Origin of the sequence: Streptomyces purpurogeneiscleroticus, assembly GCF_020024005.1 — a bacterium.
In the GTDB taxonomy this organism is placed as follows: domain Bacteria; phylum Actinomycetota; class Actinomycetes; order Streptomycetales; family Streptomycetaceae; genus Streptomyces; species Streptomyces purpurogeneiscleroticus.
This window is the reverse complement of record NZ_NHSG01000170.1, coordinates 75,863-92,272: the sequence shown is the minus strand read 5'-3', so window position 1 is coordinate 92,272 and position 16,410 is coordinate 75,863. Positions and strand designations below refer to the sequence as shown.

Annotated in this window: 3 protein-coding genes; all 3 read right to left on the bottom strand. The window is 73.6% G+C overall.

The window, feature by feature from the left end; genetic code table 11:
* Window positions 1-7: 7 nt before the first annotated feature.
* From CCS38_RS35510 to CCS38_RS10150, 3 genes are read right to left on the bottom strand one after another with little or no spacing between them, the layout of a single operon-like run.
* The gene (locus tag CCS38_RS35510; protein ID WP_223732883.1) at window positions 8-10,726 is read right to left on the bottom strand and encodes a non-ribosomal peptide synthetase; all 10,719 of its coding nucleotides are present in this window, start codon (window positions 10,724-10,726) and stop codon (window positions 8-10) included.
* Window positions 10,723-14,016 carry a non-ribosomal peptide synthetase gene (locus CCS38_RS10155; protein WP_223732882.1) on the bottom strand — a complete coding sequence of 1,098 codons (3,294 nt, stop codon included), beginning with the start codon at window positions 14,014-14,016 and terminating at the stop codon, window positions 10,723-10,725. Before CCS38_RS10155 ends, CCS38_RS35510 begins: the two co-directional genes overlap by 4 nt.
* The gene (locus tag CCS38_RS10150; protein ID WP_223732908.1) at window positions 14,013-16,394 is read right to left on the bottom strand and encodes a condensation domain-containing protein; all 2,382 of its coding nucleotides are present in this window, start codon (window positions 16,392-16,394) and stop codon (window positions 14,013-14,015) included. Before CCS38_RS10150 ends, CCS38_RS10155 begins: the two co-directional genes overlap by 4 nt.
* Window positions 16,395-16,410 lie beyond the last annotated feature (16 nt).

Sequence of the window (16,410 nt, the reverse complement as noted above, 5' to 3'; positions counted from 1 at the left end):
CTCCGTCTTACGAACCGTGGTGGGGGTTGGGCCGGCTGTCCGAAGCGGTCACGGCCAGGGCGTGCAGGTAGCGGGCGAGCAATTCGCGGTCGATGAGGGGGAAGACGGCCGGGTCCTTCAGCAGACGCGCGGTGGTGGTGCAGTCGTACTCCGGCTCCCGCCAGTCCTCCGCTCCTTCACCGGCGAGCGGGGCGTAGTCCTGCACCACCAGGTCGAGCCCTGCATCGCGGGATCCGGCGGCCAGTCCTTGCACTGCGGCGTACCACTCCCCCGGCGGCACCAACTGTGCGGGGAGCCCCGCGACGGGCAGGGCTTCTGCCAGCAGCCGCAAGGGGGTCTTGGCCGGGCCCGCGTAGTGAAAGGTGGCGTCCAGGGCCTCCGCGTCCAGGGCGAGGGTGGCGATGGCGCGGCCGAGGTGGTCAACCGGTACGAGATCAGTGGCCAGGTCGGTGTCGGGCACGAGGCCGGTCAGGGCGCAGGCCCGCATCATGTGGCAGGCGACGTCGTCGCTGCGCCAGGTACCTGTGCGGCTGTCACCGCCGACACGGCCGGGACGGTGGACCGCGACGGGCAAGCCACGGCGGGCCGCCTCGCGGGCGAGCATCTCCGAGGTCCACTTGGTGACGGCGTAACCGTTGTCGTCGTACGGCGGTGCGGCGGGCACGTCGGACTCGTACAACGTCTGGCCGCCGCGGCTGCGGCCGAAGACGGCGCGGCTGGAGACCAGGTGCACGGGGGTGGGCTCGCCCTGCGCGGCCAGCCGCAGCAGTTCACGCGTGCCCTCCACGTTGGGCTCGCGCAGATCGCCGTACGGCAGGGCGTAGTTGACGACGGCACCGATGTGGACGACGAGGTCGGCGCGCTCGGCCAGGTCCGTGAAGACGTCTTCGGACAGCCCGAGCCGGGGTTCGGCGAGGTCGCCCGCGACGGCGCGCAGCCGGCCGTCCGCGGCCCCGTCCCACAGGCCGAGGCCGGCCAGGTGGTCCGTGATCCGCTGCCGCGCGGCGGCGTCGTCCGCGGCGCGCACCAGGCAGTGCACGGTCGTGCCGGACTCGGCGGTGCGGGCCAGCAGTTCGGCCAGGACGAAGGCGCCGAGGAAGCCGGTCGCGCCGGTGAGCAGGACGTGCCGGGGCGGCCAGGGGCGGGCGCCGGGCGGGCCGGGGCGTACGGACTCCCCGAGGACGGCATCGGCGACGGGGTCGTGCCGTCCCGCCGCGGCGGGGTCGGCGGCGTCCAGCAGCGTGGCCAGGCCGGCGACCGTCGGCCGCTCGAAGAGGGCGCGGACACCGGGGGCGCCGGGCCAGGTCTCCTCGATGCGGGCGTGGGTGCGGGCGGCGAGCAGTGAGTGTCCGCCGAGGGCGAAGAAGTCGTCGTGGATGCCTACGCTCTCCAGGCCGAGGGACTCGGCGAACAGGGCGGCCAGGCGCTCCTCGGTCGCCGTGCCCGGCAGCGTCCGCTCCGCGGCGGCCGGGGCCCGCTTGTCGGGCGCGGGCAGTGCAGCCCGGTCGACCTTCCGGTTGGGCGTGAGCGGCAGCGCGTCCAGGACGAGCGTCCGGGTGGGCCGCATGTGCGCGGGCAGCCGCCCGGCGGCGGCGTGCAGCACGGCGGCCGGGCCGTCGCCGCCGTCCAGGCCACCGGGCTCTGCAGGCACGAGATATGCCACCAGCCGCTGGTCGCCGGGGGCGTCCTCGCGGAGGACGGCGACGGCCTCGCGTACGGCCGGGTGCGCGGCCAGCACGGCCTCGACCTCGCCCAGCTCCACGCGGAAGCCGCGCAGCTTGACCTGATGGTCGTCGCGGCCGAGGAACTCCAGCGCCCCGTCCGGGCGGCGCCGGACGACGTCGCCGGTGCGGTACCAGCGCACGCCGTCGCGCTCGGTGAAGCGCTCGGCCGTCTGCTGCGGGTTTTTCAGGTAGCCGCGGGCCAGCCGGCCGCCGCCGATCCACAGCTCGCCCGGTACACCGGCCGGGCAGGTTTCCCCACCGGCGTCCGCGACGCGCAGCACGGTGCCGGGCAGCGGTCCGCCCAGCGGCAGCCGGGTCTCCTCGCCGGTGACGCGGTACGCGGTGGTCCAGACGGACGCCTCCGTCGGCCCGTACATGTGCCAGACGGTGCAGCCGGCGCGCACCAGTCGCCGGGCGAGCTCGGCCGGCACGGGCTCGCCGCCGCAGACCGCGGTGAACGGGCCGTCCGGCGTCCAGCCCGCGTCGAGGAGGAGTTGCCAGGTCGTCGGCGTGGCCTGCATGGCCGTGACTCCGTCCGCCTCCAGGCGCCGGGCCAGGGCGCGCCCGTCGGAGGTCTCGCGCGGGGCGACGATCACGATGCCCGCGCCGGTGACCAGCGGCAGGAACAGGTCGGGCACGGACAGGTCGAAGGCGGGCGTGGTGGGCGCGGCCATCCGGCCGTGCTCGTCGAGCCAGTCCAGACCGCGCAGGGCGGTCATCAGCCGGGCGAGCGCGCCGTGGCTGATCTCGACGCCCTTGGGGCGGCCGGTGGAGCCTGAGGTGTGGATGACGTACGCCAGGTCGTCCGGTCCGGCGGCCGGCTCGGGGTCGTGGTCGGGGCGGCCCTTGCCGGGGTCGCCGTCGAGCAGGAGCGTGCGGGCGGCGGCGCCGGGCAGCCCTGCCGCGGCCTCCTCGGTGGTGAGCAGCAGGTCGACGCCGGAGTCGGCGAGGACGGAGCGGACGCGCTCGGCCGGGTGCGTGGGCTCGACGGGCACGTAGGCGCCGCCCGCCTTGAGGATGCCGAGCAGTCCGATAAAGGTCTCCGGGGAGCGCTCGGTGGCCAGGCCGACGAGGCTGCCGGGGCCGACGCCGAGGTCGCGCAGCCGGTGCGCGAGCCGGTTGGCGCGGGCATTGAGCTCCCCGTACGTGAGGGCGGTGCCCGCACGGCGGACGGCGGTCCGGTCCGGGACCCGCGCGGCCTGCGCCTCGAAGAGCTGGGGGACGCAGGGGCCGGGCACCGGCAGGTCCGGGCCGGTCCCCCAGCGTTCCAGCGCCGCGCGCTCGGCCGCGGGCAGGAGCGGCAGCCGGGACAGCCGGGTGCCGGGCTCGTCGGCGGCGGCCGCGGCCAGCGTCAGCAGCCGCTGGAGCAGCAGCTCGGCGGTGGCCCCCTCGAACAGGTCGCTGTTGTACTCCAGGGTCAGTCGCCAGTCCGCGCCGTCCGCACCGGGCTGGGCGATCAGCGTCAGGTCGAACTTGGCGCCGCCGGCGGGCAGCCCCAGCTGCTCGGCCTCGACGCCGGGCAGCCGCAGGGTCGGCGCGGGCAGTGGCATGAGGATGAACAGCACCTGGAACAGCGGACTGCGGGAGAGGTCGCGCTCGGGGCGCACCTCTTCCACCAGCCGCTCGAAGGGCACGTCCGAGTGCTCGTACGCGTCCAGGCAGGTCTCCCGGGTACGACGCAGCAGCTCGCGGAAGGCGGGGTCGCCGGAGGCGTCGGAGCGCAACGCGAGGGTGTTGGCGAAGTAGCCGACGACGCCGTCGAGCCCGGTGTGCCCGCGGCCGGAGTCGGGGGTGCCCACGGCCAGGTCGTCCTGGCCGGTCAGCCGGTGCAGCATGCCGTTGAAGGCGGCGAGCAGCGCCATGAACAGCGTGCCGCCCTCCTCTGTCGCGAGCCTTTCGAGCCGGTCGGTCAGGGCGCGGGGCAGCGGGGCGGAGCGCGTGGAGCCGCGGTAGGTCTGTGCGGCGGGGCGCGGGTGGTCGGTGGGCAGGTCCAGGACGGGCACGCCGGCCAGCCGCTCGCGCCAGTGCGCGATGTCCGCGGCCTGCTCGTCGGCGGCCCGCTGCTGCCAGAGCGCGTAGTCGCCGTACTGGACGGGAGGGGCGGGCAGCTCCGGTTCACGCCCGGCGACCAGGGCCTCGTAGGCGCCGGCCAGCTCCTTGACCATGATCTCGGTGGAGAGCCGGTCGGAGATCGCGTGGTGCGAGACGACGGCGAGGACGTGCTCGTCCTCCGCGGTGCGGACCAGCGTGACGCGCAGCAGGGGCGCGCGGCCGAGATCGAAGGGGTGGCTGCTCTCGCTCTCCAGGAGGCGCGTCAGCCGCTCCTCCCGCTCGTCGGCCGGCAGATTCGTGAGGTCGACCTGACGAACCGGCAGCTCGGCATGGCGGGCGATGCGCTGGACGGGCTCGCCGCCTTCGGCGCGGAGGGAGGTGCGCAGCGCCTCGTGCCGTTCGACGAGCAGGCCGACGGAGCGCTGGAGGGCGGCGGTGTCGAGGGTGCCGCGCAGCCGCAGGGCGCCGCGCATCAGGTACGCACCGCCGCTGTGCGGGGACAGCCGGTCGAGGAACCAGACGCGGCGCTGCTGCGCGGAGGCGGGCAGCGTCTCGTACTCCTCGCCGGAGCGCTCGCGGGCGGGGATGGACCGCTGCTCCTCGCGCGTGCCGTTCTCGTCGAGCAGTTCGGCCATGGCGGCGACGGTGGGCCGCTCGAAGACGGAGCGGACGGCGAAGGGGCCGCCGGTGGCGGCGCGCAGGGCCGTCACGAGCCTGGTGGCGAGCAGGGAGTGCCCGCCGAGGGCGAAGAAGTCGTCGTGCACGCCGACCCGGTCCAGGTCCAGGACCTCGGTCCAGACGCGGGCGATCAGCCGCTCGGCGTCGGTGCGCGGGGCCTCGTAGTCGCCCTGGCCGGTGCGCCGGGACTCGGGCGCGGGCAGCTTGGCGCGGTCGACCTTGTTGCGGTTGAGGGTGAGCGGCAGCTCGTCGAGGACAACCAGGGCGCGGGGCACCATGTGGGCGGGGAGGACGGCGCGGGCGGCGCCGTGCAGCTCCTCGACCAGCGTGGCGTGATCGGTCTCCGCGGCGAGGACGACGTAGCCGACCAGGCGCGGGTCGCCGGGGGTGTCCTCGCGGACGGTGACGACGGTGTCGCGGACGGCCGGGTGGCCGCGCAGCACGGACTCGATCTCGCCGAGCTCGATGCGGAAGCCGCGCAGCTTGACCTGGAAGTCGGTGCGGCCGAGGAACTCCAGGGTGCCGTCGGCGCGGTAGCGGACGAGGTCACCCGTCCTGTACAGCCGCTCGCCGGGGCGACGCGGGTCGTCCACGAACTTTTCGGCGGTGAGCTCAGGCCGGTGGAGGTAGCCCTGCGCGAGCCCGTCGCCGCCGATGTACAGCTCGCCGGGGACACCGATCGGAGTGCGCCGCATCGACGGGTCCAGGACGAGCAGTTCGGTGTTGCCGACGGGGTGGCCGAGTGGCAGCGGGTCGTCCTCCGGGCGCACCTGGTGGACGGTGGACCAGACGGTCGTCTCGGTGGGCCCGTACATGTGCCAGACGGTGGCGCCGTGCCCGGTCAGCCAGTGCGCGAGGTCGGCGGGGACCTTCTCCGCGCCGGCGAGCGCGACCAGGCCGGGCGGCGGGGTCCAGCCGACCTCCTGGAGCACACGCCAGGTGGTGGGCGTGCCCTGCAGGTAGCCGACGCCCGCGGCGGCCAGCCGCTCGGAGAGCCGTTCTCCGTCGGTGACCTCGTCCAGCGGGACCATCTCGATCCGCGCTCCGCACAGCAGCGGCAGGTACAGGTCGAGGACGGGCATGTCGCAGGAGACGGTGTTGGCCGCGGCGACGACGTCCCCGGGGGCCATGCCGGGCTCGCTCCGCATCGTCAGCAGGAAGTTGACGACGGGGCGGTGCGGCAGGGCAACGCCCTTGGGACGGCCCGTGGAGCCGGAGGTGTAGATGACGTACGCCAGGTCGCCGGGGGCCGGTTCGCCGTCCGGCGGCGTGGCGGGCTGCGCCTCGATCGCGGGCCAGTCGGTGTCCAGGCTCAGCACGCGCGCGGTGGTCTCCGGGAGTGAGCCGGCCAGGTGCTCCTGGGTGAGGACGGCGACCGAGCCGGAGTCCTCCAGCAGGTAACGCAGCCGCTCCGCCGGGAAGTTGATCTCCATCGGGACGTAGCCGGCGCCCGAGCGCAGAACGCCCAGCAGCGCCACCATCAGCTCCGGGCAGCGCTCCATGTACAGGGCCACGAGCGTGCCGGGACCGGCGCCCTCGGCACGCAGCCGGTGGGCGAGCCGGTTGGCCCGGCGGTCCAGCTCGGCGTAGGTGAGAGCGGCGTCGCCGCGGCTGACGGCGATGCGGGCGGCGTACTCCTCGAAGCACGGCGCGAGCAGCCCGTTCAGGCTGGTCTCCGGGACGGGGAAGGACGGGCCGTTGCCCCACTCCTCCAGCCGGGCCAGCTCGGCGGCGGGCAGCGGGTCGACGCCCGCCACGCGCCGCTCGTCGCCGTTGGCCAGCTGCTCCAGGACGGTGGCGTACTGGGCGAGCATGCGGTCGACGGTGGCGGCCTCGAACAGGTCGCTGCGGTACTCGGCGATGACGCGCTGCCCGTCCTCGTGCGGGAAGGCGGTGAACGTCAGCTCGTACTTGGCGGACTCCACGGCCGGCGGCAGCGGTTCCGCGGACAGGCCCGGCAGGTCGATGCCGGGCGCGCCGAGGTGCACGGCGATGAACATCGCCTGGAACAGGGGGGAGCGGGCCAGGTCGCGCTCGGGGCGCAGCTCCTCGACCAGCTTCTCGAACGGCACCTCGGCGTGCGCGTACGCGTCGAGGCAGGTCTCGCGGACGCGGGCCAGCAGTTCGGCGGTGCTCGGGTCGCCGGTCAGGTCGGTGCGCAGGACCAGGTTGTTGGTGAGGTAGCCGACCAGGTTCTCCAGCTCGGGCCGGGTGCGCGAGTCGATGGGCGAGCCGACGGCGAAGTCGTACTGACCGGTCCAGCGGGAGAGCAGGACGGCGTAGCCGGCGAGCATCACCATGAACAGTGTGGCGTCGTGCCGAGCGGCCAGCTCCTCCAGGCGGCGGACGAGCGCGGGCTCCAGGTCGACGGTACGGGTGGCGCCCTCATATGCAGGGGCGGCCGGACGCGGGCGATCGGTGGGCAGGTCGAGGACGGGCAGTCCGGCCAGTCGCTCGCGCCAGTGGGCGACCTGGGCGGCGGGCTCGGGGCCGGCCAGCCACTGCTGCTGCCAGGCGGCGTAGTCGCCGTACTGGACGGGGAGTTCGGGCAGGTCCGGCTGGGCTCCGGCAAGGAGGGCGGTGTAGCAGGCGGCCAGCTCGCGGGTGAGGACGTCGATGGTGAGCCGGTCGGCGATGGTGTGGTGCAGCACGATCTGCAGCACGTGCTCCTCGGGGCCCAGCCGCAGGGCGGTGATGCGGGCGAGCGGCGGAGCGGTGAGGTCGAACGGCCGGCTCGCGCGCTCGCGCAGCGCCGCCTCGACGGCCTCCTCGTCGGCGCCGGTCAGGTCGGCCGGCTCGAAGAGGGGCGCGGGCGTGCCGTGCAGGACCTGGACCGGCTCGTCGTCGGTGACGGTGAAGGAGATCCGCAGGGACTCGTGGCGGACGGCGAGCAGTTCGGTGGCGCGGCGCAGTACACCTGTGTCCAGCGGCCCGCGCAGCCGCTGGGCGCCGTGCATGACGTACGCGGAGGCACTCTCGGAGTCCAGTTGATGCAGGAACCAGACCCGCCGCTGCTGGAACGAGGCGGGCAGCAGGACCCGGCCCTCGTGCTCGCCCGAGGTCTCCAGGACGCGCTCCACCGAGGGGACCGCCCGGGTGTCGGCGTCGCCGGGCCGCGGCAGGGCGGCGGCCAGCGCGCCGAGCGAGCGGTGCTGGAAGAGGGCGCGGACGGGAAGCTCGATGGCCAGCCGGGAACGCAGCCGGGCGACGGCGCGGGCGGCGAGCAGGGAGTGCCCGCCGAGGGCGAAGAAGTCGTCGTGCACACCGACGCGTTCGACGCCCAGCACCTCGGCCCAGACGGCGGCGATCTCGCGCTCGGCGGCGGTGCGCGGCGCGACGTACTCCTCCGGGCCGGTGCGGTGTGCCTCGGGGGTGGGCAGCCGCTTGCGGTCGATCTTGTTGTTGGCGGTGAGCGGCAGTGCGTCGAGGACGGCGAAGGCGCTGGGCACCATGGGCGCGGGCAGCGCGGCGGCGACGTGCGCACGGACCTGCTCGGCCAGGTCCTCGGGGGCGTCCGGCGCGGGCACCAGGTAGGCGGCGAGCCGCTGGTCGCCGGGGGTGTCCTCACGGACGGCGGCGACCGCCTCGCGCACGTCCGGGTGGGAGACGAGCACGGACTCGATCTCGCCCAGCTCCATGCGGAAGCCGCGCAGCTTGACCTGGAAGTCGGTGCGGCCGAGGAACTCCAGGGTGCCGTCGGCCCGGTAGCGGACGAGGTCACCGGTACGGTACAGCCGGGCGCCGGGCTCGTCCGGGTGCTGCACGAAGCGCTCGGCGGTCAGCTCCGGGCGGTGCAGGTAGCCGTCCGCGAGCCCGGCGCCGCCGATGTACAGCTCGCCGGGGACGCCCACCGGGGTGCGCCGCAACTCCGCGTCCAGAACGTACAGGTCGGTGTGGGCGACGGGGTGGCCGAGCGGCACCGGGTCCTCGCCACCGCGCAGCCGGTGGACGGCCGACCAGATGGTCGTCTCTGTGGGCCCGTACATGTTCCACACGGCGGCGCCCGTCGCCGTCAACCGGGCGGCCAGGCCGGCCGGCATGGCCTCGCCACCGCACAGCGCGGTGAACGGCCCGTCCGGGGTCCATCCTGCGTCCAGCAGCAGCCGCCAGGTCGTCGGCGTGGCCTGGAGGACCGTCGCACCGCAGGAGGCCAGCCGGGCGGCCAGCCGCTCGCCGTCACCGGACTCACCCGCGGGAACGATCTCGACGCGCGCCCCGGTGACCAGCGGCAGGAACAGTTCGAGGGCGGCGATGTCGAAGGAGAGGGTGGTGACGGACGCGAGGACGTCGTCCGCGGTGCAGCCCGGCTCCTCGGCCATGGCAGCCAGCAGGTTGGCCAGCGCGCGGTGCGGGACGACGACACCCTTGGGCCGGCCGGTCGAGCCGGAGGTGTGGATGACGTAGGCGGGGTCCTCGGGGGCGGGGCCGTCGGGCATCGGGCCGTCCGCGGCTTCGTCGTCCAGAAGTGCGCCGCCCGCGTCGAGCAGCACGACCGGTCCGCCCTGACCGGGCAGTCCGTCGCGCAGCTCCTCGGCGGTGATCAGTGCGGCGGCCCCGGCGTCCGCCAGGACGTAGCGGATCCGCTCCTGCGGGTGGCCGGGGTCGACGGGCACGTACGCGGCCCCGGCACGCAGGACGCCCAGCAGCGCGACGAGCAGCCCGGTGTCGCGCGGCAGGGCGACGGCCACGAAGGACCCGGCGCCGATGCCCAGGCCGGACAGCCGGGCCGCGAGCCGGTCGGCCCGCTCCTCCAGTTCCGCGTACGTCAGGGCCCGTTCACCGCGGCTGACCGCCGTGCGCCCGGGAGTGTCCGCGGCCTGCCGGGCGAACCACTGCGGCAGCGGCAGCCGGGGCAGCGGCCGGCGCGGACCGCTCCCCCAGCGCTCCAGCGCCCGGCGCTCGTCCTCCGACTCCAGTGGCAGTTCGGAGATCCGCAGGGACGGGTCGGCGACGGCGGCGGCCAGCAGCCGCTGGAAGTGGTCGAGCAGCCGCTCGGCGGTGGACCGTTCGAAGAGGGCGCTGTCGTACTCCAGTACCGCGCGCATGCCGTCGCCGTACGGGACGAGCGCGAAGAACAGGTCGAACTTGGCGGTGCCCGGGTCGGTCCGCAGCATCTCCATGCGCAGCTCGCCGACGTCGGTGTGCGGCATCGGCACGTTGCCGAAGACGAACATCACCTGGAACAGCGGCCCGCGCGACAGGTCGCGCTCGGGCGCCAGCCGCTCCACCAGCCGCTCGAAGGGCACCTCGGCGTGCCCGTACGCGTCCAGGCAGACGCCGCGCACCCGATCGACCAGCTTGAGGAACGGCGGGTCGCCGGTCAGGTCGGTGCGGAGCACCAAGTTGTTGACGAAGAAGCCGATGAGGTCCTGCACCTCGGGCCGGTCCCGCCCGGCGACGGGTGAGCCGACGGCGATGTCCTCCTGGCCGGTCCAGCGGTGCAGCACGGCGTTGAACGCGGCGAGGCACGTCATGAACGGGGAGGCGCCCGCCGCCCGGCTCACCTCCTCCACCTGCCGCACGACCTCGCCCGGCAGCTGCCCGGTGACGGTCGCGCCGCGGTGCGCCTGGACGGCGGGCCGCGGGTGGTCGGTGGGCAGGTCGAGGACGGGCAGGTCCCACAGCCGGCGCGCCCAGTGGTCCAGCTCGGCCTGTTCGTGGGCGCTGCCGGTCCGCTCCTGCAGCCAGGCCGCGAAGTCGCCGTACTGGATGGGCAGCTCGGGCAGCTCGGGTACGCCGCCCTCGGTGCAGGACCGGTAGCAGGCGATCAGCTCGCGCATGAAGACACTGCCGGACCACTGATCGTAGATCGCGTGGTGGAAGGCGGCGGCGAAGGCGTGGTCGTCCTCGCCGAGCCTGATCAGGGCGACCCGGAACAGCGGGGCGGTGGCGAGGTCGAAGGCGCGGCTCACGTGCTCGCGCAATGCCTCGTTCAGAGCGTCTTCTGTACTGCCGCGCCCGGTCAGGTCGATCCGGGTCATCGGTACGGTCAGCTCGGCCACCACGGCCTGCACCGGCTCCTCGTCGACGAGGGTCAGCGCGGTGCGCAGCGCCTCGTGCCGCTCCACGAGCGTGTCGACGGACCGCTGGAGTGCGTCGGCATCGAGCGGCCCGCGCAGCCGTACGGCGACGTGCTCGATGTACGCGGGACCGCTGCCCGGCTCCAGTTCCTGCAGCAGCCACAGGCGGCGCTGCCCGAAGGAGGCGGGGAACACATAGACGTCGTCGGAGTCCTGTGAGGTGGCCGGTGCGGCCGTGGCGTCCTGGGTCACGCCTTCGTACCTCCCGTGGAGCCGCGCGCGACCCGCGCACGGCGCTTGATGGTGCCGGAGCTGTCCGCGGCTCCGCTCTTCGCCGCAGTCGCACCGTCCCCGGCCCCCGCGGTCTCCGAGACGTCCAGGGCGGCGGCCATTGCGGCGATGGTCGGCCGGTCGAAGACGAGCCGGACGGGGACTTCGACGCCGAGCGCGGCGGACATGCCGAACGCGACGCGGGTGGCGAGCAGGGAGTGCCCGCCGAGGGCGAAGAAGTCGTCGTGCACGCCGACCTTGTCGACGCCCAGGACATCGGCCCAGACGGTGGCGGCGGCCTCCTCGACGGGCGTGCCCGGCGCGACGTATGCGGCGCGCAGCTCGGGGCGGGCGCCATCGGACGCGGGCAGCGCGGCCCGGTCGGTCTTGCCGTTCGGGGTGAGCGGCAGGGCGTCGAGCCGGACGACGGCGGAGGGCACCATGTGCTCCGGCAGGTGGACGCGGGCGAGGTCGCGCAGCTCCTCCGTGAGGTCCCCGGAGGCCGTGTCGTCGGCGACGACGTAGGCGACCAGGCGCTGGTCGCCCGGGGTGTCCTCGCGGGCAAGGACGACGGTCTCGCGGACGGCGGCGTGCCGGCGCAGCACCGCCTCGATCTCCCCGGGCTCCACCCGGTAACCGCGGATCTTGACCTGGAGGTCGGCGCGGCCCAGGAACTCCAGGTCACCGTTCTCCAGGTAGCGGGCCAGGTCGCCGGAGCGGTAGAGCCGGGCGCCGGGGTGGTCGGAGTGCGGGTCGGGCAGGAAGCGCTGCTCGGTCGCCTCCGGCAGGTTCTGGTAGCCGAGGGCCACGGCCGGACCGCCGACGTACATCTCGCCGCCGACGCCGATGGGTGCGGGCCTGCCGTGCCCGTCCAGGACGTGGATGCGGACGTCGGGCAGCGGGCGGCCGATGTTGCTGCGCACGCCGCACTCCAGGTCGGCGGCCGTGACGCGGTGGAAGGTGCAGTGGACGGTGACTTCGGTGATCCCGTACATGTTGACGAGCTGCGGCGCGTCGTCGCCGTACCGCTCGATCCACGGGGCGAGGGCCGGGATGTCCAGGTACTCGCCGGCGAAGACCACGTAGCGCAGCGGCAGCCGCGGCGCGTCCTCCGGCTCGCCGAGCGCGACCGTCATGAACGGGCGGAAGGCGGACGGGGTCTGGCTGAGGACGGTGACGCCCTGCTCGCGCAACAGCGCGTGCAGCGCCTCGGGGGTACGGACGGTCTCGCGCGGGACGACGACGAGCCGGGCCCCGCTGCAGAAAGCTCCCCAGGTCTCGAAGACCGAGACGTCAAAGGCATAGGAGTGGGCCATGCTCCACACGTCGTCGGAGCGGAAGTCGAAGCGCGTGCCCGCACCGGTGACGAGCCGGACGACGTTGCGGTGGCTGACGATCACACCCTTGGGGCGGCCGGTCGAGCCGGAGGTGTAGATGACGTAGGCGGGCGAGTCGGCGGTGGCGCCGTGCGCCGGGGCTGTGGAGTCCCGCGCTGCCAGGTCGCCGGCGTCCGCGTCGAGGTCGACGACCGGGCCGTCGAACTCGGGGCGGCCCTCGCGCCCGGCGGCGTGGGTGACCAGGGCGCAGGCCCCGGCGTCGTGCAGGGTCCAGCCGGTGCGCCCGGCGGGGTGCGCCAGGTCCAGTGGTACGTACGCGGCGCCGCTCTTGAGCACGCCGAGGACGGCGACGAGCATGGCCGTCGAGCGCTCCATGGCGAGGCCGACGCGCTTGCCGGGGCCGGCGCCCAGCTCGATCAGCCGGTGGGCGAGCCGGTTGGCGGCCCCGTCGAGCTCCCCGTACGTCAGCTGCTCGTCGCCGCAGGTGACAGCCACGGCGTCGGGTTTCTCGGCGGCGTTCCGGGCGAAGATCTCGTGCAGCGGGCCGGGGACGGGCTGCTGCTCGGTAGCGGTGAACCCCGCCAGCTTCGCCAGCTCGGAGTCCGGCAGGACGGGAATCTCGCCGAGAGTGCGCAGCGGATTGTCGATGATCGCGACCAGCGCCGTGTAGAAGTGCTCGATGAGGCGCTCGGCTGCCTGGTCGGGGAAGCGGGTCCGGTCGTAGACCAGACGCGGCACGGGCAGCCGGTCGCCGGGCATGATGATCATGGTGATCGGGAAGTGCGGCCGGCCGTCGTAGGTGGACTCGCCGATCTCCACCCCGTTCAGGGTCATGTCCGGGACCGGCACGTTCTCGTAGGCCAGGTCCATGTCGAACAGCGGGGTGCCGCCGGGCAGGGCGGCGAGCTTCTTCAGCTCGGGCAGCGGGATGTCGGCGTTCTCGCGGGCGTCGGCCATCTCCTGCTGGAGCTCGCGCAGCCAGGGGATGAGCTGGGCGTCGCGGTCGACCTTGGCGCGCACCGGCATCGTGGCCAGCATCGGGCCCATGATCTGCTCGGCGCCGGGCAGTCCGGCCGGGCGCTGGGTGCCGGTGGAGCCCGCGATCACGTCGTCGCGGTCGAGGTAGCGGCTCAGCAGCAGCATCCAGGCGCCCTGGGCGATCGTGTTGACGGTGATGCCGTGCTCGCGGGCAACCTCGCCGAGCCGGGGCACGAGGGCGATCAGGTCGCGGTCGGGCAGCATGCCGTGACTGGGCTCGCCGGGGCCGGGCGGGCGGCGGTCGATGGAGCCCAGCTCCAACTCGTGCGCGGGCGGCTCGAAGCCGGCGAGGTGGCGGGTCCAGAATTCCTCGGCCTTCTCGGTGTCGCGCCGCTTCCACCAGGCGACGTAGTCCCGGTAGCGCTTGGCGGGCTCCAGCTGCGGTTCCTCGCCCCGGGTGATCGCGTTGTACAGGTGCGTCATCTCGTAGAAGCACAGGCCGAAGGACCAGCCGTCGAGCAGCAGATGGGAGAAGCTCCAGAAGAACTTCCAGGTGTCGTCGGCGGTGCGGATGAGGGCCGTGCGCATCAGCGGCGCCTTGTCGAAGGCGTGCCCCTCCATCCGGTCCTCCAGCGCGAACTGCTCGTAGCAGGCGTCCTGCTCCTGCGGGGAGTACTCGCGCCAGTCCAGCTCCGGCATCTCCAGCTCGACCTGCTCGTGGACCACTTGGAGGGCCTTGCCCACGCCCTCCCAGTGGAAGCTGGTGCGCAGGATGGGGTGGCGGTCGATGATGGTCTGCCATGCCTGCCGGAACGCGGGAACGTCCAGGTCGCCGTGGAGGGCCAGGGAGATCTGCTCCAGGTAGACACCGGCGCCTGGTGCGTACAGGTTGTGGAACAGCAGACCTTCCTGGATGGAGGACAGTTCGTAGACGTCCTCGATGCCGTCGAGCCTCATCGGTTCACCTCGGTGGTCGTGCCGTCGGTCGGATCGGTGGTGGCGTCATCGCCGGGCGGAGTGCCGTTCAGGGAGGCCGTCAGCGCCGCCAGGGTGGCCGGGTCGAGATCGGCCAGCGGGAAGTCGCTGACGCTGACCGCGCCGGCCCCGACGCTGGTGCAGTGGTCGATGAAGGTGTGCAGCGCCTCGGTGAGGTGGCCGGTCAGCTGCTCGGCCAGTGCGCGGGCCTCGTCGCCGCGGCACAGCCAGTCCAGGTGCCAGCGGCCGGCCAGCTTGTAGGTGGTGAGCACCAGCGGGTGACCGGGGGCGATACCGGGGTCCCAGTACGGGGGCGTTACGGGCCCTTCGGGGACGAAGGGGTGACCGAGGCGCGGCAGTTCGGCCAGGGCGTCGAGATCACGCAGCAGGACGGACTGGGCGGCCGGTGACGGCGCGGGGAGCGTCTCTTGGCGCACCGCCGTGCGCAGTTGGTCCTTGGCGGCCGTGAGCAGACTCTCCGGCCTCTCGTCCGTGGGCCGCTGCAGGGCGACCGGAATGGTCCGGCTGAAGGAGCCGACGCTGCCGCTGACGTCGAGATCGCCCAGCACAAGGGCGCGGGCATCATCCTCGACAGCGAGCAGCACGTTCTCCCGGTCGGTACCGGCGAAGACGGCCGCGGCGAGGGCCGCCAGCGCGACCTCCTGCCCGGAGAGCCGGTAGGCGTCAGCGGCCCCGGACAGCAGTCGCTCGGCCGCGTCCTCGTCCACGACGGTGGACAGCCGGTACACAGCCCCGTCGCCGTAAGCCTGCAGCAGCGGCTGCATGGCCTCGACCGGGTCGGTGGTGTGCTCGGCCGCCTGCTCCACCCAGCGCGGGAAGGGCCGCGTGGGCGGCAGGAGATCGGCCCTGTCACTGCCGTCGCGCAGCTGTCGCGCCGCATCGGAGAAATCCGTCAGCAGCAGTTGGAGGGAGCGCAGGTCGGCAATGAGCAGGTGGCAGAGCCACACCAGGCGGCGGCCGCCCGCGCCGAGGTCGAACAGCGCGACCTTGACCAAGGGGCCTGCCTGCGGGTCGAGCTCTTCGCGCATCTCGGCGGTCATCTGCTCCACGGCCCGCTCCCGGCGGTCCTCCGGCAGCGCTGAGAGATCGATCAGCGGGACGTACGCCAGCCGCTGTGTGTCCTCCTCCGACCAGGCGGCGTCGGTCTGCCGCCAGCTGCCGTCCCCGTCCTGCACGAAGCGCATACGCAGCCCGGGGTGACGGCGCAGCAACTGGGCGAGAACGCGGGTTCCGGTCTCCGGCGCGAAGTCGGGGTCCACGGGCAGCGCGAAAACCTGGGCGGCCGTGGGCAGCGCCTCCTCCGCGTGGGCGAACAGCTCACGCTGGAAGGGAGCAAGTGGCAGCAGACCGCGGGCCTGTCCTTGCCGGCCTTCGGAGCGCTGGTCGACGACGGCGGCCAGCTCGGCAATGGTGCGGTGGCGGAAGAGGTCTGCCGCCAGGATCTCCATACCTTGGGCCCCGGCGCGCGAGACGAGCTGGACACCCATGATCGAGTCGCCGCCGAGGGTGAAGAAGTCTCCGTAGGGGTCGATGTCGGCAGTGCCGATGACCTCCGCGGCGAGTGCGGCGAGTTTGGCGGCTGTCGGTCCGAGGTCGGCGCGACGGCCGGTGGCCTGGGCGGTGGTGGCGGGGTCGGGCAGGGCGCTGCGGTCGAGCTTGCCGTTGGCCGACAACGGGAGGCGGTCCAGGACGGTCAGCGTCGGCGGAACCATGTAACCGGGCAACTGGTCCGTGATGAGAGCCCGTACGGACTCCAGCAGTTCCTCGTCCGCTGCGGCGTCGCCACGCTGCTCGGGCACGACGTAGCCGATCAGACGGCGGTGGTGGCGGTCGCCGGGAGCGGCGGCGATGGCAGCGGCGACCTGCGGGTGTCGTGCCAGGGCCGTCTCGATCTCGCCCAGCTCGATGCGGAAGCCACCGATCTTGACCTGGAAGTCCTCCCGGCCCAGAAACTCGATATGCCCCTGAGGCGTCCACCGGCCCAGATCCCCCGTCCGATACAACCGCTCCCCGGTATCGGGATGAGTGACAAAAGAGGCAGCGGTCCGCTCAGGATCGTTCCAGTACCCCTCGGCCAGCCCCACCCCGCCGATGAACAGCTCCCCGGGCACATGAACCGGGCACTCCTGCCAACGGTCATTGAGCACGTGAAAACGCTGATTACGCAACGGCATGCCATACGGAATGGACTCCCAAGCGGCATCCACCTCCCCCACCGGATACGCGATCGACCAGATCGCCGCCTCGGTCGCCCCACCCAGACTGACCACATCAACACCCGGCACCAGCCCACGCAACCGGCCCGGCAGATCAACCGGAATCCAGTCACCGGACAGCAACGCAAGCCGCAACGGC